The sequence below is a fragment of the Pantoea sp. A4 genome, from assembly GCF_000295955.2.
Classification (GTDB): Bacteria; Pseudomonadota; Gammaproteobacteria; order Enterobacterales; family Enterobacteriaceae; genus Pantoea; species Pantoea multigeneris.
On record NZ_ALXE01000028.1, the window covers coordinates 96560 to 117769 of the forward strand.

The window sequence follows — 21210 nt, forward strand, 5'->3', positions numbered from 1 at the left end:
GACAACTCCCCTGGCCGGGGAGTTGACAGATCAAACGCCTTGTATCAGAACTCTACGCTGGCGCTGAGCACCAGATTACGCGTTTCGCCCTCAGCAACGCGCAAATTGCCGCCACTGGATGGGTAGTACTTTTTATTGAATAAATTGTTGATATTTAACTGCAAGTGCGTTTTTTTGCCGATCAGGTTATTGTCCCAGCCAATAAAGCTGTCTGCGACAGTGTACGCTGGCAGTGAGAAGCTATTATCCGGGTCACCCGCACGTACACCGACATATCTGACACCGCCGCCAATACGGAAATCACCCGGCAGAGGATTAAAGCTGACGTTATGACTTAAATATACCGCACCTGAATTTCTCGGGGTGTTTTGCAGGCGGTTACCATTATTTTCAGTGCTGTTCTTATCCTCAACAATTTCTGCCTGATCGTAGCTGTAGTTTGCGTTGAGATCCCAGCCAGGATAAATCTCTCCATTGAGCTCCAGCTCCAACCCGCTAGACCGCACTTTATCAACAGGATAGGTTGAACCATTGATAAGGAGATCAAAGTTACGGGCATCAATACGATACAGCGCTGCGGTAGCAAAGAGGTTTGGCGTCATCTGCCATTTGCTGCCGATTTCATACGTTGTGCCTTGCTGAGGTGCACCAACATTGCCATTGTCGTCAGGTGTGGTCGATGGCGTAAATGATTTGCTCATGGTCGCGTAAAATGACACGTCAGGCGTCAGTTTGTAAATAACGCCCGTTTGCGGCAAAAACTTATTGCCCACATCGCTGTAGTCTAAAGTAGAAGCACTGCCGCTTGACTCTCGCTGTTCATAATGCTGATAACGTGCACCGAGCACCGCAATCCATTTCGATGTCAGTTCAATATTGTCTTTAAAATAGACGGCACGGTTATGAATACGGTTGAGCAAATTGCTTTGTGAGGCTTTAACCGTCGTGCTATCGGTAATGGTTTCAAGGCCATAGACTGGGTTGCTAATGGTAAAGTCATTATTTTTAGTCCCATTATAACCGTTAGCACGATAGGTTTGATTCATCTCATAATCAGTACCAAAAACGACATTATGCGTCATGCCGAATATTTCAGGCGTACCAATGGCATCCCATGAAACATATTTTGTTTTATGGTTAAACCCTCGGAAAGCATCCGGGCGGCGCGTCACCACACCGGTTGTTGCATTGATGGCCGTTGCGGTAACAGTGTTACTATTATACTGCCTCTGGTTCATGCCAAAAGTGACACGCGTAGACCAGGTGTCGTTGAACTGGTAATCCCAGTGTGAACTGAATGTCTGATTGCGTCCCCACGCATGATTTGAGTAATCATCCAGACGGGTTTTATAACCAATGTTAATTGGTTTGCCATTTATGAAAGCCGTGCCGCGATCGTAGGGAATATCATAGCTGTAACTTTCATAGCTAACATCGAAGCTGGCTTTATCACCGTACCACTGTAAAGAAGGGGCGACCAGGTTATGTTTTTCATTGCCATAACCACGCCAATAGTTTTGTGCTTGTTTCTCAGCGATCAGGCGAAAAGCAAAGCCATTACCCAGCGGCCCAGTGATATCAATATTGCCTGCACCACCGCCCGTACTGTTGTAATGTCCCCCAACAATCGTGTGCCATTCATATTGCGGTTTTTTGCTGACCACATTGATCATCCCGCCGGGGTTTAAAATACCATACAATAACGACGATGAGCCTTTTAATACTTCAACGTGATCGGTTGTGGCATCAAAATTCAGGCCCTGGCTACTGCGGATTCCATCGCGAAACACCGAACCATCAGCATTATTACCAAAGCCACGTCGGGTAATACTGTCTTCGGTCCCGCCTAAGGTATTTGATTGTGCAGTACCACTTACAAATCGCATCGCATCGAACAGGCTAGTGGCTTGATAATCATTAAGTTGTTTTTGTGTTACTACGCTAACTGACTGTGCTTCATTAAGTTTAGCGGTAGGTGTTTTGCTGGCAGCTGACGCAGAAGCGCTGGAATATCCGCTGTCTGTTGGCTCAGCGCTACTCACGATGAGCGTGTTATTTTCGCCTGCGGCATAACTGGATGCCGAAGAGATTAATGCACCGCTGTAAACGACAAACCAGAGTTTCCCAAAAGGACGTTTATGGCTGTAAGAATTTTTATATTCTTTCATTTCCCTGTATTTTCCAAAAATCACACAAGTGGTGATGAGATGATGAGTTTATGCATTCCCAATCTGCTGACGACCATTGTTAAGAAACATGCGTATTCCGCACTGCTCAACGTTAGGCGCAGATGAGAACGAACCTCTGATGTTATTGATAATCATTCAATCACAGGCAAATGTAGTAGTACACTAAAAAGATCCCTGCATTCACTACATTCCAGGGCGGGGATGCCTGGTGAGAAAGCCCCCAATAGCGGCCTGCTGCGGCAGGAATGGCTGGACGAGAAGGGGGCATGTTACGGGAGGATAAAGGCATGAAATCGAGGCTGGCGCATCCCTACCTCAAAGGAAGGGATTTTTACGAGAATCCAGGTAAAAGTCATCAGCGCCTGGGCGCAAACGGTGTTCAGGCTTCATGTTGAATGTGTACGGGTTCATGGGCGCGAGCCCGCCCCAGAAGAATGAATACCAACAGTGCGGTCAGGGTAGCGAGCGCAGCAAGGATGAACAGCACCCAGCGGAAGCTGGCGTCGTAGGTTTGTCGTACCAGATTTTGCGTATCTGCCAGTTGTGCGGTGGCCTGCTGCAATTCGCCCAGCGCGGCACGGTTAGCCGCGGAGACAACGGTCTCTACAGGGGAGGCGGGCAGAGCATTAATGAGCCCGCTCTGGATCAGAAACGCCAGTAGCGCACCGACAAGGGCGATGGCGACCCCATCTGCGGAGACGCGAACGCAGTTAAAGATCCCGGTCGCCATTCCTGCCCGATCTTTCTCCACCACACTAACCGCCATGCCATCCATTAACCCCCAGGGGAGCCCAATACCGATGCCTGTAAGCGCCAGTGGCGCAATCAAGGCTGGACCCGCGCCACCTGAGATCACCTCACCCAGCCAGACTAGCCCCAGCGCAACCAGCAACAGTCCGACGCCGGAGAGCACGCCAGAGGTAAACCAGTGAGAGAGCCAGGCAGCAATAAAGGGCACCAGTAACAGCGGGGCCGCCAGTGCAATCATCATCTGGCCCGCGTCGAAAGCCGAGAGGCCTTCAATGCCAATAAACCGGCCGGGTAAAAGGACGATAAGCGTGACAAAAAAGAACGCGGGTGAAGCGGCAAGCACCTGGACACCGACAAAACGTGCCTGACTGAACAGGCTCAAATCGAGCATCGGCCGCGTGACGCGACGTTCAATCCGTACAAAAGCAACAAACAGCAGCAGGGCCAGTATCAGTGAGCCGATAACGATCCCCTTTTGCCAGCCCGCTTCCGGGGCCAGCAGCACGGCGTAGGTAAACAAGGCAAGCGCAGCGGTAAAGCTGGTCGCGCCAGCCCAGTCGAGCCCTGTTGCAGCAGGATCGCGTGACTCGCGTGCGGCGAAGACGACTAAAATCAGGCCGACCACGCCAATCAGTGCCGTTGCCAGAAATACCCAGCGCCAGCCAGCAATGTCTACCAGCCAACCTGCGGCCAGCGGGCCAAACGCCAGCCCAATACCAAAGGTGGTGCCCAGCAGGCTAAACACTCGGGGTCGACTGGGGCCATGGAAGGTTTGTGCTAATGAAGACATTGCGCCGGCGAACGCTGCGGCACCGCCGAGTCCTTGCAGCAGGCGTAAAATGTCGATGCCAGTCACTGACGTTGCCAACGGGATAGATAGAGTCACCAGCGTGAACAGGAGCAGGCCAATTAACCACACGCGTTTTCTGCCATAGGCATCGGTCAGGCTGCCGGCGGCCATCATGGCGCTGCCGTATGTTAGAATGTAGCCATTGACTACCCAGTTTAACTGTACCGCACTGCCGCCCAACTCCAGGCTTATTGCAGGCAACACAACTGCCGGGCCAGTAAAGCACAGTGGAATTAAAATGCCGGTCAGACAAGCTGCCAGCAATAATAGTCCGTTACGCGCGGCTGAGCTGCCATGAGCAAGCTTATTTTGCGTCATAAATACCCCTGATAGATAAGCTAATTTTCTAGCTGGCAATGCAGCCAATTTATTCACTGAACGGGAGGCTAATAGGATGCGAACGAAAGAAAAACAGGCTACTGTTCCTGACAATTCGGACAAAACTTCTTAAATGGAAATAAGATGGAATCAATGACCGGTATGACCTTCTTTATTCATGCCGCTGAAACTCGCAGTTTCTCAGCGGCGGGAAGAATTTTAGGTGTTTCATCTTCCGCGGTAGGTAAAGGCATCGCCCGGCTGGAACAGCGATTAGGCGTCCGACTATTACATCGCAGCACGCGTAGCATTACGTTAACCGCTGAGGGTGCCATGTTTCTGGAGCGGTGCCGTCGCATCTTACAGGAGCTGGAAGCCGCCGAGCAGGAACTGTCAGAAACGCAGCAGAATCCTCAAGGACGGCTCAGAGTGAGTTTGCCGTTGGTGAGTGGTTTGGTGATGCCGTCAATGACGGCATTTATGGCTCGTTATCCGGAGATTGAACTCGATCTTGATTTCACTGACACCCTGGTAGATGTGATCAACGACGGATTTGATGCAGTAATTCGTACCGGCGAGCTAGCGGATTCACGTCTGATGTCACGCCAGTTAGGTAAATTTCAACTCCAGTTAGTCGCCTCGCCCGCCTATCTTGCCAGACATCCGGTACCGCTGGTGCCAGCAGACTTGCAGCAGCATGCCTGTTTGCAGCATAAGTTTCCCAGTACGGGACGCTTTGAGCACTGGCCTTTAGTCATCCCTGAGGGACAGATGGCACCGGTACTGCCTGCCTCTATGATCTGCAATACCACCGAAGTGCTGATCGATGTTGCCAGAGCGGGGTTGGGGATTGCCTGTCTGCCCGATTTTATGGTGAGACGGGCCATTGCGGCGGGTGAGCTGATCGTGGTGCTAAGGGATTACACCCAGCATCAAGGTGTATTTCGTATTTTGTGGCCTTCAAGCCGTTATCAAACGCCAAAGCTGCGCGCTTTTATTGATTTTATGAGCAGTCATTTATTCCAGGAGTGCGTGGAGCAAAGGTGAGGCGCATTTGCCTCACCTTTAAACGACTACCAGCTACTGTTACGGCTCATCACGCCGCTTACCACTCGCGTTCTGTCCCGCGTGACATACAGGCTCAGGATAAAGATACCCAGCGTCACCGCCAGCGTCAGCAGGCCTTGCTCGCGATACTCATCCAGCACGAACATATAGCCGAGAACCGCCACAATCATGAACATCGCAGCCCAGGTGAGCCAGGGGAACAGCCACATTTTAAACGCCGGGGGCATGCCCAGGCGTTCGGCGTTGCGGCGCATGATCAGCTGAGAAATGGCAATCACCAGATAAACAATCAGCGCAATGGCACCGGTGGTGGAGATCAGGAAGTCAAACACCTTGCCGGGGAAAGCGTAGTTTGCAACGCAGGCCGCGAAACCTGCCAGCGTAGAGCCAATTACCGCCATGCGTGGCACGCCACCGCTGGAGATACGGGCGCAGGCAGCAGGGGCATCTTTACGCCGTGCAAGGGAGAACAGCATGCGTGAAGCGGTATATAAGCCGGAGTTCATGCAGCTACAGACGGCGATAAACACCACGATATCCACCATCAGTTTCGCACCCGGCATATTGAGCGTGGTCAGCACAAACTGGAAAGTCCCCTGTTCGCGCAGGCCTGGATTATTCCAGCCCACCAGCGACACCACGAGGAAGATGGAGACAATATAGAACAGAGCAATACGGTACACCACCATGTTGATGGCGCGGCGAATCTTCTCGCCAGGGTTTTTGGACTCCACGGCGGCAATGGTCACGATTTCTGCGCCGAAGAAGGAGAACATCGTCACCAGAATGCCTGCCAGCACTGCGCCGAAGCCGTGTGGCATAAATCCACCGCTGTTATACAGATGCGCCACGCCACTGACATTGGCTAACGGCCAGAATCCCAGCACCGCCATCAGACCGACCACAATAAAGGCAATGATGGCGACCACTTTGACCAGCGAGAACCAGAATTCAAACTCACCAAAGTTCTTCACATTGAATAAATTGGTCACGGTGAGCAGGGCGATGATGGCGACGGTAAAGGCCCAGGCGGGAACGGCGGTGAAATAAGCATGGAGAATGTTGGCACCGGCAATGGCTTCCACCGGGATCAGCAGCACCCAGAACCACCAGTAGAGCCAGCCGATGGTAAAACCGGCCCAGGGACCCAGTGCAGCCGAGGCGTAAGTGGAAAACGATCCCGAGTCTGGATGCAGAACGGCCATTTCACCCAGCATACGCATGACTAACAGCACCAGTACGCCGGTCATGGCATAGGAAATTAATATGGCAGGGCCGGTAGTGGCAATGGCATTCGCCGAACCGATAAAAAGCCCGGCGCCGATAATTCCCGCGATAGAGATCATGGTGACCTGGCGATTGGTTAAACCATCGCCCAGGGATGTTGGCTCACTTTTTAAATCAGGCATAGTCATTCCTTCCCGCTTGCGATAGGGGTTAATTATGATTAACGCTGTGTTTACTCGTTTAATTATGCTCGCAGTTTTTTGTTGTGATGAAGATTACATATTTTGTTTTCATTTAGTGCCGGAACACGATAGCGATCACATTAACGAACTGAACGTAAATACTTTCTCCTGTTAAACGGCTGCTGGCTTAAATTGAGCGTAACAGTGGCTTTTTTTTACAGCTTGAATGTTTGCGACATTATTTGAGGCTGTTCGCGCCGCAATGACATTTATGGAAGGGAGGTGGCGAAATGAAAAAAAGGCAACCGTTTCACGTAATATTATTTTCTTATTATGTGAACGCTAATACATTCCCGACTGGACAAAATCAGTGGCAGTTATTATCGGAGCCAGGCGCACATGGCTTCATGTGCGCCCGATCACGAATATCTTCAGGTGTATTGTGACTGGCTGAGTTCGGCCTGTTCGATGAGCCAGTCGAAGATGGCGCGTTTGGCGGGGTTGTTTAACGTCCCGTCACTGTAGGCGATAACATAGCGTTTGCGGGCGCTGATACGCTCGCCAAAGGGAATGATCAGCGTGCCTTCATCCAGCTCTTTCTGTATCAGAAACTTACGGGCAATTGCTACGCCCATGCCCATTTTGGCCGCTTCAATGGTCATGTAGTTGCGGTTAAAGCAGTGCCCGCGCCGGACATCAATCCCCTTAACGCCGGTTTCCTTGAGGTAAAATTCCCACTCGGCGTACTCGTAACTGCCGCGCCATGCGGTGACGTCATGCAATAGCGGATAGTGCACCAGCTGGCTGGCATCAGAGAGCGGCGGTCTGCCCGACAGCAGTTCTGGTGAACAGACCGGGAAGATCTGCTCCTCAAATAATACCGTGGTCAGCAGCCCGGCGTAGCTGCCATCGTTGAGGTCGATCGCCAGATCAAACTCCTCGCCACGGAGCGAATCACTGCTGTCTTCCGCATTAATGCGCAGTTCAATGTTGGGAAAGGCTTTTGCCAGTGCCGGCAAGCGCGGCATCAACCACTTATTTAAAAATGAAGGAATACAACGCAGACGAAATACGCCGCTAATCCCGGCCGAGTTGAGATCGCGTAGCTCTTCCATTACCCGTTCATTTATTTCATTTGCGACTAACGCCAGACGTTGCCCCTGCGCCGTGAGCTGCAAACCACGACCGGCACGATGAAATAAACTGAATCCAAGATTCTCTTCCAGCTGTTTGATTTGCTGGCTAATTGCACCGGGTGTGACGTTGAGTTCTTCGGCACAGCGCGTAAAAGAGAGATGTCGCGCTGCGCAGGCAAAAACCTGTAAATGAGCATGAATCTGAGAGGTGGTTATTTTTCGCATTCTTTAGTTCAACTAAACCGTGGTTAAGAATATATCGATTGTCACAACAGGGTGCTGTGTCGCACGCTAAGAAAATAAAGTAACCCTTAACTTAATGTGAGATAGCTATCATGGCAATCAGCGTGTTCGATCTTTTTAAAATTGGCATTGGGCCTTCTAGCTCTCATACCGTGGGTCCAATGCGTGCCGCTGCATTATTTATAACGAAACAGCAGGAAAATAGAATATTAGATCAGATTGAGCGGGTTGAAGTGCGTTTATATGGCTCGCTTTCTGCCACCGGCATCGGTCACGGCAGCGATCGTGCCAGCGTGATTGGGTTAATGGGGTATTGGCCGGACCAGGTTGATCCACAAGAAGCCTCGATGCAGGTGGATGAGGTGATTGCGCGGGAAAAAATCCTGCTGGCGGGCGAGCGTGAAGTCAGCTTTATCTGGCAGCGCGACATGCAGCTGCTCGACAGCTCACTGCCTTATCACCCCAACGGCATGACCATCGTCGCGCAGCTGACCAGCGGTGAGATCGTCGAACAGACCTACTACTCGGTGGGCGGCGGATTTGTGCTGGACGCGGAACAGGTCGCCAGCGGCGTGCTGGACAGCGACAACAGCGAACTGCCGTATGATTTTTCCTCTGGCCGACAGCTGCTGGCGTTGTGCAAGCAGCATCAACTGAGCATTTCGGAGCTGATGCTGGCGAATGAACGCGTCTGGCGAAGCGAGCAGGAGATTGACCAACGGATTGCTTCGGTGTGGCAAGCCATGACCGACTGTATCCAGCGCGGATTATCGCAACCCGGCATTCTGCCAGGGGGATTGAACGTGCGCAGAAGGGCGTTTGCACTGCATCAGCAACTGGTCACGCTGTCTAAATCTAACCTCATTACCCATACGCTCTCTGCGATGCAGTGGGTCAACTTATACGCCATGGCGGTCAATGAAGAGAATGCCGCCGGTGGCCGCATGGTGACCGCACCGACCAACGGGGCCGCAGGCATTATCCCGGCGGTGCTCTATTACTACATGCAGTTCTCACCGGGGGCGACCGCGCAGGATGTGCGCAAGTTCTTCCTCGCAGCGGCGGCAGTGGGCATTCTGTGTAAAAAGAACGCCTCTATTTCTGGCGCAGAAGTGGGCTGCCAGGGCGAAGTGGGATCTGCCTGTGCCATGGCGGCGGCCGGTCTGACCGAAGTGTTGGGCGGCACGCCAGAACAGGTAGAGAACGCCGCAGAGATCGGCCTGGAGCACAACCTCGGCCTGACCTGCGATCCGGTGGGTGGCCTGGTACAGATCCCGTGCATCGAGCGTAATGCGATTGCCGCAGTGAAAGCGATTAACGCCGCGCAAATGGCGCTGAGTGGCGACGGAGAACACTTTATCTCCCTCGACCGGGTGATCCGCACCATGCGCGACACGGGTGCAGATATGCACGAGAAGTACAAAGAGACCTCACGCGGCGGGTTGGCGGTTAACTATGTTGAATGCTAAGGGCAGTGGAGTCACAGGGGGAGAGTATGCTAGCGTGAGTCCCCCTGAAATAGATGAACGCGCCTGGCGAGAACACGCGATGACACTACCGGAAGCACAGCGCCCTTTATCGGTGGGCTTTGTGTTGCTTAACCGTTTTACCTTATTGCCTTTTGCCGCGTTTGTGGACTGCTTACGCTTGTCTGCGGATGAGGGCGATCGCAGTCGCCCGTTGCGCTGCAACTGGACCTTTATGACCAGCTCCGGTGAAAGTGCGGTTGCCAGCTGTGGTGCCATCATCTCACCCTGTAAAACGCTGCGCGATCCGCAGGCGTTCGATTATATCGTGGTGATTGGTGGGGTGCAGGAGGAGCGGGAAAAGGCCGATCAGCGCGCAGTAGAATATTTGCGCCAGGCGGCACAGCTCAATGTCCCGATTATTGGTTTGTGTACCGGGGTGTTTACCCTGATCCATGCCGGGCTGATGGCCGGTAAGCGCTGTTGCGTCAGCTGGTATCACCACGGCGACTTAACCCGTCGCTTCCCGGATGTCACGCCGGTGGCCGATCGGCTGTTTGTCGATGAAGGGCACTTAATCACCTGCGCAGGCGGCGTTGCGGCGGCGGATGTGGCGGCGTATTTGATAGAGCGCCATCTGGGTAAAGCCTGGGCGATGAAAAGCCTGCACATCATGCTGATTGATGAAGTGCGGCGCGGTGAACATCCGCAGCCGCAGCCGGTGATTTTCGAACGCGTGGAGGATCGTCTGGTACGCCGTGCGATTGATATTATTTCGCAGCATCTGGGCGAAGTGATCTCGGTTGAGGAGTTGGCGAAGCGCATCGGGACTTCACGGCGTAACATTGAACGCAAGTTCCAGGATGAGTTAGGCGTAGGGCCGCAGCGTTTCTCACGCAATTTACGGCTGCGCTATGGCCTGTGGCTGTTGCACTATACCGATCGCAGTATCACCGCCATCAGCGAGCGCTGTGGCTTTGCGGACTCGGCGCACTTCTCGCGACATTTCCGCGAAAACTTTGGCTATGCGCCCTCCAGCGTGCGCAAATCCGGCAGCCCGCTGGCGGAAAATCAGGTCGATCCCTTCTTTTTACATATTGATAGCCACGCCACAAAGTGGTGATAAGCCACTGTTCTTTGCTGGCGTAAAAGCTATGCTCAGACGGTAGCCTGTGTTTCTTCCCCCTGTTTCCCCTCTGCTGACAGCCCCATCAGGCTGTCTTCTGATAGCCCATTCAGCAATAACCTTTTCTTATCGATTAGCGCAAACAGACAAATAATCCCCCCTTCATTTTTTGACCAATCTCGCATTTTTACTGGTGTTGACGTGAAAATGGCTAAAATCTTGTCGCAAACGTTCAAGTCACAATAGAGGCGGATTGCTATGCTGCAATCACTGTAGACGCAGGAGGTAATCCGGGTATCTTCCGGGCTTGCTGAGAGCTGTCGGGTCAACTAATCAATATTGAAGGGTAAACGGATGAGTGAGAACCAATTGCAGCACAATGATCCGCAGCTTAACGCGGCGATTGTCAGCGAAATGAAACGTCAGGAAGCCCACATTGAGCTGATTGCGTCAGAGAACTATGCCAGTAAAGCGGTGATGGCGGCGCAGGGTAGCCAACTGACCAACAAATACGCCGAAGGCTATCCGGGCAAGCGTTACTACGGTGGCTGTGAGCACGTAGACGTGGTGGAAAGCCTGGCCATTCAGCGCGCTTGCGAGCTGTTCGGTGCAGATTTCGCTAACGTACAACCCCACTCGGGTGCGCAGGCAAACACCGCAGTACTGATGGCGCTGGTACAGCCGGGTGAAACCATTCTCGGGATGGCGCTGGCACACGGTGGTCACCTGACGCATGGCGCGGCACCTAACGTCTCTGGCAAACACTACAATGCGGTGCAGTATGGTCTCAACCCGAAAACCGGCGAGATCGACTATGAAGAAGTGGCACGCCTGGCGCAGGAGTACCAGCCGAAGCTGATTATTGCCGGTTTCTCCGCCTATTCACGCATCGTTGACTGGAAACGCTTCCGCGAAATCGCTGACAGCGTAGGCGCATGGCTGATGGTGGACATGGCACACGTTGCCGGTCTGGTTGCGGCAAAAGCCTACCCAAGCCCACTGCCTTATGCGCACGTTGTTACCACCACCACCCACAAAACCTTGCGTGGCCCGCGCGGCGGCCTGATCCTCTCAGCGCTGGGTGATGAAGCGCTGTACAAAAAATTAAACGGTGCGGTGTTCCCGGGTCAGCAGGGTGGCCCACTGATGCACGTGATTGCTGCCAAAGCCGTTGCCTTCCGTGAAGCGATGGAGCAGGATTTCGTTTACTACCAGGCGCAGGTGGTGGATAACGCCCGCACCATGGCGAATGTGTTCCTGAAACGCGGCTACGATGTGGTATCTGGCGGGACCGATAACCACCTGTTCCTGGTGTCTCTGATTAATCAGGGCATTACCGGTAAAGCTGCGGATGCTGCACTGGGCCGTGCTCACATTACCGTGAACAAAAATGCGGTGCCTAACGACCCACAGAGTCCGTTTATCACTTCCGGTCTGCGTATTGGTACCCCAGCGGTAACCACCCGTGGTTTTGGTCAGGTGGAGTGCGAGAAGTTAGCCAACTGGATCTGCGACATTCTGGACGTGCTGGCGAAAAAAGAAGACAGCCAGGCCATTGAAGAGCAGGTACGTACTCAGGTCGCTGAACTTTGCAGCGAATATCCGGTTTATGGCGATGCTGTACAGGTAGCCGACCACCAGTTCGCTACGGCGTAAATACAGACACTCGCGGGAGAGCACTATGCAGCGTTATTCAGGATTTGGCCTGATTAAAAATGGCCTGACGTATCATGAGAACTGGCAGAAACTGTGGCATAACCCAACGCCGAAAAAATCTTACGATATTATTATTATCGGCGGTGGCGGGCATGGTTTAGGCACGGCGTATTATCTGGCTAAAGAGTTTGGTATTCGCAATGTCGCCGTAATTGAAAAAGGCTGGCTGGGCGGCGGAAATACCGCGCGTAATACCACCATCGTTCGTTCAAACTATTTATGGGATGACTCAGCGAATTTATTTGAGCACTCGCTGAAATTATGGGAAGGGCTGTCGCAGGATCTGAACTATAACGTGATGTTCTCCCAGCGCGGGGTATTAAACCTCGGCCACACCCTCCAGGACATGCGTGATATTCAACGCCGTGTGAACGCCAACCGCCTGAACGGCATCGATGGCGAAGTGCTGGATGCTCGTGCGGTGAAAGAGCTGGAGCCAATGCTGGATTGTTCCGCCAATGCGCGCTATCCGATTATTGGTGCTTCATGGCAGCCACGCGGTGGTGTTGCTCGTCATGATGCGGTGGCCTGGGGCTTTGCTCGTGGTGCGGATGCACACGGTGTCGATCTGATTCAACAGACCGAAGTAACAGGCTTAATGATCCGCGACGGTAAAATCTACGGCGTACACACTAACCGTGGTGATATCGAAGCGAAAACCGTGGGTTGTGTGGTTGCGGGTAACTCCAGCGTCATCGCCAACATGGCCGGTTTACAGCTGCCGCTGGAGTCACACCCGTTGCAGGCACTGGTTTCCGAGCCGCTGAAGCCGATTGTGAATACGGTTGTGATGTCAAACCACGTACACGGTTATGTCAGCCAGTCGGATAAAGGCGACCTGGTGATCGGTGCCGGTATCGATGGTTTTGTCGGCTACGGACAGCGCGGCAGTTATCCGGTGATCGAACATACCATTCAGGCAATTGTTGAAATGTTCCCGGCGTTCTCGCGCGTGCGCATGAATCGTCAGTGGGGCGGCATTGTGGATACCACCCCGGATGCCAGCCCGATTATCTCGAAAACCAGCGTTGAAGGGCTGTACTTCAACTGCGGCTGGGGAACCGGGGGCTTTAAAGCCACGCCAGGTTCAGCCCATGTATTTGCCGCCAGCCTGGCGAAACGTGAAATGCATCCATTGGCAGCGCCGTTCTCCATTGACCGCTTCCATACCGGTGCGCTGGTAGATGAACATGGTGCCGCCGCAGTAGCGCACTAAATAACGCTGTAAACCATATTATGCGAGAGCTAACTCAGATTTTATTCTGAGTGACGGGAGGCCTATGTTTCATATCTATTGTCCTTGCTGCGGTGAATATCGCGAAGAAGAAGAGTTTCACGCTAAAGGACAGGCGCATATTGAGCGCCCTAAATCGCCAGAAAATTGTTCTGACGAAGAGTGGGGGAATTATTTATTCTTCCGCAAAAACCCGCGCGGTATTCATCACGAGCTGTGGGTGCATGCAGCCGGATGTCGCAAATATTTTAATATGACGCGCAATACCCAGACGTACGAAATTCTGGAAACCTATAAAATTGGTGAGCAGCCGTCCCACACGCAGCATTCTGATGTAGTGGAATTGCCGCGCCAGAAAGAGGCGGCTGTGCAGCACCCTAAGCAGGATAAAGCGCTGGTCGGAGGCAATGTATGAAACAGGTTCATCGTCTGGCACGCGGCGGGCGTATTAATCGCTCACGTCCGATCACGTTTAAATTTAATAACAAAGAGCTGGAAGGTTACGAAGGGGATACTTTAGCGTCAGCATTGCTGGCGAATGGCGTCAACATCGTTAACCGCAGCTTTAAATACTCCCGTCCACGCGGCATTGTCGCTGCGGGCGCAGAAGAGCCAAATGCGGTCGTCCAACTGGGTGGTGCTGAATCTGAGCAGGTGCCAAACGTGCGTGCCACGCAGCAGGCGCTGTATGCCGGGCTGGAAGCGCGCAGCACCAACGGCTGGCCGGGCGTCGAAATCGATTTGATGGGCATGGTAGGCAAAGTGGGTGGTCGCTTTATGCCACCGGGCTTCTACTACAAAACCTTTATGAAACCCGCCTCCATGTGGATGACGTATGAAAAGTACATCCGCAAAGGGGCAGGTCTTGGACGCAGCCCGCTGGAACGCGATGCAGACACCTATGACCACATGAACCGTCACTGTGACGTGCTGGTGATCGGTGCAGGTCCTGCCGGGTTGGCAGCTGCACTGGCCGCCGGTAAAAGTGGCGTGCGGGTGATTGTCGCCGATGAGCAGGAAGAGATGGGCGGAAGCCTGCTGGACAGCCGTGACACCCTGGGTGGCAAGAACAGCATTTACTGGGTCGAAGAGACATTGCAGACGCTGGCCGCCATGCCGAATGTGCTGTTATTACCGCGTACCACCGCGAACGGTTATCACGACCAGAACTTTGTCACCCTGGTTGAACGCCGTACTGAACATCTGGCAGCGACTTCGCCACGAGAAAATGGTGAGAAGCCGGTCAGAACACGTATGCACCGTGTACGTGCCGGGCGTGTGGTGCTCGCCACCGGTGCCCATGAGCGCCCGCTGGTGTATGCCGGTAACGATATCCCAGGCAACTTCGTGGCTGGCGCTATCTCTAACTACATCCTGCGTTACGGTGTGGTGCCGGGCACCAAACTGGTGCTCTCTACCAGCAACGATCACGCCTATCGTGCCGCATTAGACTGGCATGACAGCGGCGCTAACGTGGTGGCGATTGTTGATGCGCGTACCGCACCAGAAGGCACGCTAGTGCGTGAAGCACGTGCCAAAGGTATTCAGGTGATTACCGGCAGTGCGGTGATTGAATCACAGGGGTCGACCCGCGTACGTAAGGTATTGGTTGACCGCATCAACCTGCACAACTTTACCACCCAAGGCCAGCCGACCACGCTGGAGTGCGATACCGTGGCCTCTTCTGGCGGCTACAGCCCGGTGATCCACCTGGCTTCGCATACCGGTGCTCGTCCGGTGTGGCGTGAAGATATTCTCGGTTTCGTGGCGGGCAAAGTAAAAGGGATGCTGATTGTGGGCGGCGCCCGCGGTGCCTACGCGCTGGGCGATGTCTTGAGTGACGGCCTGGAAGCGGGTGAACGTGCGGCGAGTGATATGGGCGGCAATGTCGTGAAAGTGGACCTGCCGGTCAGCAGCCAGCGCCATGAAGGCGAAACCCTGGCGCTGTATCAGGTGCCACACCCGAAACCGACGCTGCGCGCACCGAAGCAGTTTGTTGATCTGCAAAATGACGTAACGGCGGCCTCGATTGAACTGGCGACGCGTGAAGGCTTTGAGTCAATTGAGCATATCAAGCGTTACACCGTGATGGGCTTTGGTACCGATCAGGGCAAGCTGGGTAACATCAACGGTATGGCGATTGCAGCACGTTGTCTTGGCCGCACGATTGCCGATACCGGCACCACCACGTTCCGTCCGAACTATACGCCGGTCGCCTTCGGTGCAATTACCGGTCGTCACGCTGCGGAGCTGTTCGATCCGATACGTTACACCGCGTTGCAGCAGTGGCATCTGGATAACGGGGCGGAATTTGAGGATGTCGGGCAGTGGAAACGTCCGTGGTACTTCCCGCGCAACGGTGAAAACATCCACCAGGCGGTGGCGCGTGAGTGCCGCGCGGTGCGCAGCGGTGTAGGGATTCTGGATGCCTCTACCCTCGGTAAGATTGACATTCAGGGGCCCGGCGCGCGTGAGTTCCTGGAGCGTGTCTACACCAACAAGTGGGCCAAACTGCCGGTAGGACGTGTGCGCTACGGCTTGATGTGCCGTGATGATGGCATGGTCTTCGATGACGGTACCACCAGTTGCCTGGGTAAGAATCACTTCCTGATGACCACCAGTACCGGTAACGCAGCCCGCGTGCTGGAGTGGCTGGAACTGTGGCAGCAGACGGAATGGCCAGATCTGGAAGTGTACTTTAACTCCGTGACCGACCACTGGGCCACCATGTCGATCTCCGGGCCAAAAGCACGCCAGCTGTTGGCAGAAGTGTGCGATATCGATCTCGACCGTGAGAAGTTCAAATTCATGGACTGGAAAGAGGGCAAAGTGGCGGGCGTACCGGCACGTGTGTTCCGTATCTCGTTCACTGGTGAACTCGCTTACGAAATTAACGTTCAGGCTAACTATGCCCTGCACGTCTGGAAAGCCCTGTTTGAACATGGCGGGAAGTATCAGCTGACGCCTTACGGTACGGAAACCATGCACGTCCTGCGTGCAGAAAAGGGCTTTATCATTGCCGGTCAGGATACCGACGGCTCGATGACGCCGGAAGATTTAGGGATGCAGTGGTGTGTGGGCTATGACAAAGCCTTCTCGTGGATTGGTCAACGTGCTCTGACGCGTGAAGACACTAAGCAGAAAGGGCGTAAACAGTTGGTGGGCCTGCTGCCGAAAAATCCACAGGTGATCCCACAAGAAGGGGCGCAGATCATCGCGACGGAACAGCGCACGCTGCCGGTCCCGATGCTGGGCCATGTAACATCCAGCTACTACAGCACCACCCTGAATCGCGGTTTTGCGCTGGCAGTGGTGAAAAATGGCCATGAGCGTATGGGCGAAACCATTTTCTTCACCGGTTCAGATGGCGAAATTCATCAGGCAGAAATTGTGAGTACGGTATTTATCGACCCTAAAGGAGAGCGCCAGAATGTCTGATTCAGCTAAAGCAAAAACGTTTGATACTCACCCTGACAACCCTGCTCTGGCTGAATCGCCGTTTGTCCTGTCGTATAAACACGTCGGGCGGCCAGAGTCCCGACTTCCAGCTGGGGTGACGCTTCATGAAAGACCTATGCTTGGTCATCTTGTGCTTCGCGGCGGTGCTATTGCTCTGGATGGGGCTCTCCGGAATGCAATAAACCTGTCGCTGCCGGGCGAACCCTTGACCATGACTCAGGACAGCAGCGGTAACTACAGCGCCCAGTGGCTCTCACCGGATGAGTGGCTGCTGATTGTGCCACCGGGCGAAGAGTTTGCGGTGGAGAATAAACTGCGTGAGGCGTTGGGCGATGCGCATTATGCCATCACTAACGTCAGTGGCGGGCAGACCTTACTGGAACTGACCGGTAAAGATGTGCGCAACCTGCTGATGAAATCCGTGATTTACGATGTGGATGACAAAAGCTTCCCGGTGGGCAAAGGCGTGATTACCGTGTTTGCGAAAACCACGGTCAATATTCGCCGCCCTGCGGCGGACGTATGGCAACTGGTGGTGCGCCGCAGTTTTGCCGACTACAGCTACCGCTGGTTGCTGGATGCCGGGCGCGAGTATCACATCGCTGTTAACGTGTAATCTGTTAAGTGCCGCGCAAGCGGCACCTTTTTCTGGAGTCGTGCTATGGCCCGCAATAATGATACCTGGATTTTAACGGCGCAATGTCCCAGCCAGCTTGGCACAGTCGATGTGGTCACGGGCTTTTTAAAACAACAGCGGTGCTACATTACCGAGCAACACTCATTTGACGACAAACTGGCGAAGCAGTTTTTTATTCGCACCGAGTTTCAGCCACAGGACAGCGATTTTAATATCCTGGATTTTCAGGAAGTGTTTACCGCGCGTGCCGCTGAATTTGGCATGACGTTTAATTTGTCAGAAAAAGGCTATCGGATGCCGGTGGTGATCATGGTGTCGAAGACCGATCACTGTCTCAACGATCTGCTGTATCGCTACCGTGCCGGTAAGCTTTCCATCGAGATCAAAGCGGTTGTCTCCAACCACCCGGATCTGGAGCCGCTGGTGCGCTGGCACGATCTGCCGTACTACCACTTCCCGATTACCAAAGAGACCAAAGCACAGCAGGAAGCACAGGTTTTGCAGGTGATTGAGGAGACCGGGGCTGAGCTGGTGATTCTGGCGCGCTATATGCAGGTGCTCTCAAGCGAGATGGCGCATACCCTGTCCGGCCGGGCGATTAATATTCATCACTCACTGTTACCCGGCTTTAAGGGAGCAAAACCCTATCATCAGGCCTATCAAAAAGGCGTTAAGCTGGTGGGTGCCACGGCACACTATATCAATGACGACTTAGACGAAGGCCCGATTATTACGCAAAAAGTTGAGGTGGTGAGTCATGCCAATTATCCCGACGATCTGGTCGATTTAGGGCGTGATATTGAACGACAAACCTTAGCCCATGCTATTTCCTGCCATGTGGAACGACGGATATTTTTATATGGACAGAAAACGATTGTTTTCTCCCGCTAAACCCCTGCAACCCGACATCAAAGTCGGGTTTATTTTACTGAATCACTTTACGCTTATTTCTGTGGCCGGACTGGTCGAATCTTTGCGCTTTGCGGCCGATGCGTCGTTCTCCAGCCAGCAGATCTTTTGCCAGTGGGAGCTGATGACGTGGAATAACCAGCCCGTCACCGCCAGTTGCGGGATGCGGATGACGCCAACCACAGATCTCGACCTCGACAGGCCGTGGGACTATGTCGTGTTAGCGGGCGGATTGCTGGAAGAGACGCGCAGTCCGCCTGCCGGGTTGGTGCAACTGGTGCAGCAGCTCCATGCACGCGGCATTACCCTGATTACGCTGTGCAGTGGCGTGTTTGTCGCCGGTCATGCCGGTTTACTCGACGGGGTGCGCTGTGCAATTCACTTCACCACCCGCGATGAGTTCAGACAACGTTTTCCTGAGGCGATCCCGGTTATCGATCAAACCTATATTGCTGACGGCGGGATTATCTCCAGCCCGGGTGGAACCACCATCGATCTGGCGATTGACCTGATACGCCGCCATTGCGGCACGGCGCGGGCGGATAAAGTCCGTCAGTATCTGCTCGCGCCCGATGAGAAAACGAAAAAGCCACGGGCGAAAAAAGTGTCTGTAGCGCCAGCGCCACCTGCCTATCAAAATGGCCTGGTGAGTGCAGCGGTGGAGTATATGCAGCAACATCTGGATTCTCCGGCACCGCTCAACGATATCACCGCTTTTCTCGCCGTGAGCCCCCGACAGCTTAATCAGGCCTTTATCAAGCATACCGGCGATACGGCAGTGGTCTACTGGCGTAACCTTCGTCTGGAGCAGGCGCGTAAGCTGATGGCGAACAGCGACCTCTCAGTGACGGAGATTGCCAATGCCTGCGGTTTTGCTGATGCGTCGCATCTGATTGCGTGGTTCAGAAAACAGTATGGAGAAACGCCCGCCAGTTTCCGCCGTCGGCGGCGTGAGACAGAACGGTTGATGTGAAGCCGGGGAATGAAATAAAGCGTGCAGTGAATAACTGATATATTTTCCGCTGCCCATGACGGGGAAATAAATCTATATCAGTTATTCCTGCGAGGTGCCGGGAATTATTTTCTTAAGAAGCTGTTGTAGCCCATCACACGGTCTGTGGTGCGAGCATCGTCGGTATAAGGGGTAACCTGCACAAAGTGGCAAGGGTTGCGTACCTGGCCATTACTGGCTTGTTTCTGCGGCGTATCTTCACGGCAGTCAATCAGCCCGTCACCGGCGGCACAAAACACAATGTTCTCATCGTCGCACGCATTTCCCGCTGGAGTGTTAGCGTAAAAATAGGGTTCACATAATTTATCGGCCAGCTGCGTAATCACTTTCAGCAATGATGTTGTTGTCGTCATAACGTCTCCTCATCCTGCATTTGCGTTTTTCTTTGTTAATCAAAAGTTGCACTCAAAGTGGGGTGGTGTCAATTTCATGACGGTGGGGGTAATAGTATGAAATGGCCTGAAAGTAGCATATTTGCGAACAGGCTATTTATTAAAGGCAGATAAAACAGATGGTTATGGTTTTCCCACTGGGAGTATATGACTTTCTTATTTTTAGAGGAGGATCAAAAAACACCGGTTGAGGATCGGGGTATCAATTCATGCGGGAGCGGGAAAATGTCTTCACAGCCTGGCAGAGATTGTGAGCATAATTGGCGGGTGAGTCAGAGGTGTAGCGATATTTCTGGCTGACAGGGAAATCCGGCGGCGCTTTGTGGCCAGATGTTGATGAGCAGGAAGAACAGAGGATCGATCATGGAAACGCATTTCTCTACCAGGGATCTGGGTAATACCACAGTAACCGCCGTGAGTGATGGTGCATTGCAGGTGGATTTTAGCCTGTTGTCCCCCATAGAGACGGCCGAGTGTGAGCAAATTCAGCGGCACAAGCAGGTTCTGGAGCCGAACGGTATTAATATCAATACGTTTTTAGTGCGCCATCAAGGCAAGCATATTCTGATTGATAGCGGTATTGGCGGTATTCGGGGTTTGGGTGGCAAGTTGAATACGCATCTGGCTGCGTTGGGTGTCGCGCCGGACGATATAGATACCGTGTTGTTAACCCATGCACATCCTGACCATATTGGCGGGTTGTTGACGGCTGAGGGTGAGGCGGTGTTCCAGAATGCCGAATTGGTCGTGAGTAGCAAAGAGTATCACTATCTTAATGACGACAGCCATTTCCGGGCAGCCAGCGAGCGTATTCAGGGCAACTTTACGCTGGCGCGTCGGGTGTTTGACCACTATCAGCGTCATTTACGGCTTGTTGATCAGGGGGAGGTGATTGCGGGTATTTTTGCGGTGCCGTTACCGGGCCATACGCCGGGGCATTTGGGCTACCGAATTGAAGGCAGTCAGGATCAGTTATTCATCTGGGGGGATATTGTGCATTTTCCCCATATTCAGTTGCTCAAGCCCGAAGTCTCCATCGCTTTTGATTATGATGCCGTCTTAGCCGCAGAAACACGCCGTCGTCTGCTTGATGAGGTGAGCGCTGATAATATGTTGATTGGCGGAATGCATTTTGGGCCGGATGGTTTTGGCCGAGTGGGTCGCTATCAGTCCGGCTACGAGATCATTTACTGCAACGAGGCGTAATCGCAGGTTTCGGCACTGGCGGTCAGAGAGTTGTCCCTGGTCTGGCCTCCGGGAACATGCGTTTGAAAAGCAAAAAACCCGCTCAGGTTT

16 protein-coding genes are annotated in these 21210 nt (G+C 53.4%); 11 read left to right on the forward strand and 5 right to left on the reverse strand.

Annotation, left to right across the window (positions count from 1 at the left end; genetic code table 11):
- Positions 1-44 precede the first annotated feature (44 nt).
- Both B880_RS0114395 and B880_RS0114400 read right to left on the reverse strand, forming a co-directional pair.
- Positions 45-2168 (reverse strand): TonB-dependent siderophore receptor, encoded by a 2124-nt coding sequence (locus B880_RS0114395; protein ID WP_017348134.1) that lies wholly within the window; start codon positions 2166-2168, stop codon positions 45-47.
- 400 nt (positions 2169-2568) lie between these two features.
- Complete coding sequence (locus B880_RS0114400; RefSeq protein ID WP_017348135.1) at positions 2569-4107, reverse strand: MFS transporter; 1539 nt, start codon at positions 4105-4107, stop codon at positions 2569-2571.
- A 144-nt stretch (positions 4108-4251) separates the two neighbouring features.
- Here B880_RS0114400 and B880_RS0114405 point away from each other — a divergent pair, with 144 nt between their 5' ends.
- Positions 4252-5154, forward strand: a complete 903-nt coding sequence (locus B880_RS0114405; protein WP_017348136.1) for a LysR family transcriptional regulator — start codon at positions 4252-4254, stop codon at positions 5152-5154.
- Positions 5155-5180: 26 nt separating this feature from the next.
- On the opposite strand, the gene B880_RS0114410 is transcribed toward B880_RS0114405, so the two are convergent.
- Both B880_RS0114410 and B880_RS0114415 read right to left on the reverse strand, forming a co-directional pair.
- The gene (locus B880_RS0114410) at positions 5181-6590 is read right to left on the reverse strand and encodes an amino acid permease (RefSeq protein ID WP_026042662.1); all 1410 of its coding nucleotides are present in this window, start codon (positions 6588-6590) and stop codon (positions 5181-5183) included.
- Between the two features lie 425 nt (positions 6591-7015).
- Positions 7016-7945: a LysR substrate-binding domain-containing protein gene (locus B880_RS0114415; RefSeq protein WP_017348138.1), complete on the reverse strand. Its 930-nt coding sequence runs from the start codon at positions 7943-7945 to the stop codon at positions 7016-7018.
- Positions 7946-8055: 110 nt separating this feature from the next.
- On the opposite strand from B880_RS0114415, the gene B880_RS0114420 reads away from it, so the two are divergent.
- The 9 genes from B880_RS0114420 to B880_RS0114460 all read left to right on the forward strand — a co-directional run bounded on the left by B880_RS0114420 (position 8056) and on the right by B880_RS0114460 (position 19483).
- Positions 8056-9432: an L-serine ammonia-lyase gene (locus B880_RS0114420; protein WP_017348139.1), complete on the forward strand. Its 1377-nt coding sequence runs from the start codon at positions 8056-8058 to the stop codon at positions 9430-9432.
- 34 nt (positions 9433-9466) lie between these two features.
- Positions 9467-10552, forward strand: a complete 1086-nt coding sequence (locus tag B880_RS0114425) for a GlxA family transcriptional regulator (protein ID WP_202813421.1) — start codon at positions 9467-9469, stop codon at positions 10550-10552.
- A gap of 357 nt (positions 10553-10909) precedes the next feature.
- Positions 10910-12211 carry a serine hydroxymethyltransferase gene (glyA, locus tag B880_RS0114430; protein WP_017348141.1) on the forward strand — a complete coding sequence of 434 codons (1302 nt, stop codon included), beginning with the start codon at positions 10910-10912 and terminating at the stop codon, positions 12209-12211.
- Between the two features lie 25 nt (positions 12212-12236).
- The gene (locus B880_RS0114435; protein ID WP_017348142.1) at positions 12237-13487 is read left to right on the forward strand and encodes a sarcosine oxidase subunit beta family protein; all 1251 of its coding nucleotides are present in this window, start codon (positions 12237-12239) and stop codon (positions 13485-13487) included.
- Positions 13488-13551: 64 nt separating this feature from the next.
- A complete protein-coding gene (locus B880_RS0114440; protein ID WP_017348143.1) occupies positions 13552-13920 on the forward strand; it encodes a sarcosine oxidase subunit delta in 369 nt (122 codons plus the stop codon).
- A complete protein-coding gene (locus tag B880_RS0114445; protein ID WP_017348144.1) occupies positions 13917-16943 on the forward strand; it encodes a sarcosine oxidase subunit alpha family protein in 3027 nt (1008 codons plus the stop codon). Before B880_RS0114440 ends, B880_RS0114445 begins: the two co-directional genes overlap by 4 nt.
- A 136-nt stretch (positions 16944-17079) precedes the next feature.
- A complete protein-coding gene (locus B880_RS0114450; RefSeq protein ID WP_017348145.1) occupies positions 17080-17580 on the forward strand; it encodes a sarcosine oxidase subunit gamma in 501 nt (166 codons plus the stop codon).
- A gap of 45 nt (positions 17581-17625) precedes the next feature.
- On the forward strand, positions 17626-18492 hold the full coding sequence (gene purU / locus B880_RS0114455) for a formyltetrahydrofolate deformylase (protein WP_017348146.1): 867 nt from the start codon (positions 17626-17628) through the stop codon (positions 18490-18492).
- Positions 18461-19483 carry a GlxA family transcriptional regulator gene (locus B880_RS0114460; protein ID WP_051005704.1) on the forward strand — a complete coding sequence of 341 codons (1023 nt, stop codon included), beginning with the start codon at positions 18461-18463 and terminating at the stop codon, positions 19481-19483. The genes purU and B880_RS0114460 overlap by 32 nt, the downstream gene beginning before the upstream one ends.
- Positions 19484-19587: 104 nt before the next feature.
- Here B880_RS0114460 and B880_RS0114465 read toward each other — a convergent pair whose 3' ends face one another.
- Positions 19588-19875: a hypothetical protein gene (locus B880_RS0114465; protein WP_017348148.1), complete on the reverse strand. Its 288-nt coding sequence runs from the start codon at positions 19873-19875 to the stop codon at positions 19588-19590.
- A 402-nt stretch (positions 19876-20277) separates the two neighbouring features.
- On the opposite strand from B880_RS0114465, the gene B880_RS0114470 reads away from it, so the two are divergent.
- The gene (locus B880_RS0114470; RefSeq protein ID WP_017348149.1) at positions 20278-21120 is read left to right on the forward strand and encodes an MBL fold metallo-hydrolase; all 843 of its coding nucleotides are present in this window, start codon (positions 20278-20280) and stop codon (positions 21118-21120) included.
- Positions 21121-21210 lie beyond the last annotated feature (90 nt).